1 protein-coding gene is annotated in these 682 nt (G+C 75.5%); it reads left to right on the top strand.

The annotated features are described in order from the left end of the window. Positions 1-356 precede the first annotated feature (356 nt). On the top strand, positions 357-682 hold a 326-nt coding region (locus VR44_RS27200), incomplete at its 3' end, for a CU044_2847 family protein (RefSeq protein ID WP_045950255.1).

Raw genomic sequence — 682 nt, 5'->3', positions numbered from 1 at the left:
GAGCGGGCGNGCCGGGACATGGACGCGGCCGACGAGGTCCGGGAGCGGATCGTCGCGGCCCGCCTCGCCCTGGACGACCTGGAGGCCAGCCTCGACCTCGCACGCTCCGCGCGCCCGGCCGCGCCGGGACCGCGGGAGGAACCGGACGGTCCGGACCCGGCGGACGGGCCGGACCCCGCGCCGCGGCGGCAGCTGGAGTCCGCCGTGTAGTCCGCGCCCCCGGCGGCCATGGCCGCCGGGCGACCCGATTTCGGCCATCCCGGGCGCACATGCCCCTCGGTCTTGCCCCAACTCCCCCGCAGCATGGGAGAGTTGCATTGACACCGGGCCACTGGGCGACGGGGAGGGTGGTCGGCATGGGCACCGACGTGCGCACGGTCGAGGTCCCGCTGGGGGACGGCACCGACGGAGTGTTACGGGTGCAGATCCGCGAGGTGGACGAGTCGCTGGCGCGCGTCGGGCGCGGCGGTGGCGGCGCGGTGGCCCGGGCCTCGCGCACCTTCGGGGACATGGTGGACGCCGTCCGGCCGGTCGCCGACAGCTTCGTGAGCCGGCTGGGCGGGATGGTCCACCGCCCGGACGAGATCACCCTCGAGTTCGGGGTCTCCCTGTCGGCCGAGGCGGACGTGGTGATCGCGAGCACCGCCACCGAGGCCAATTTCTCGGTGACCCTGACCTGGAA

The sequence above is a fragment of the Streptomyces katrae genome, assembly GCF_000966975.1.
GTDB classification, from domain to species: Bacteria; Actinomycetota; Actinomycetes; order Streptomycetales; family Streptomycetaceae; genus Streptomyces; species Streptomyces katrae.
The sequence above is the reverse complement of the archived record's forward strand: the minus strand, read 5'-3'. Positions and strand labels throughout refer to the sequence as shown.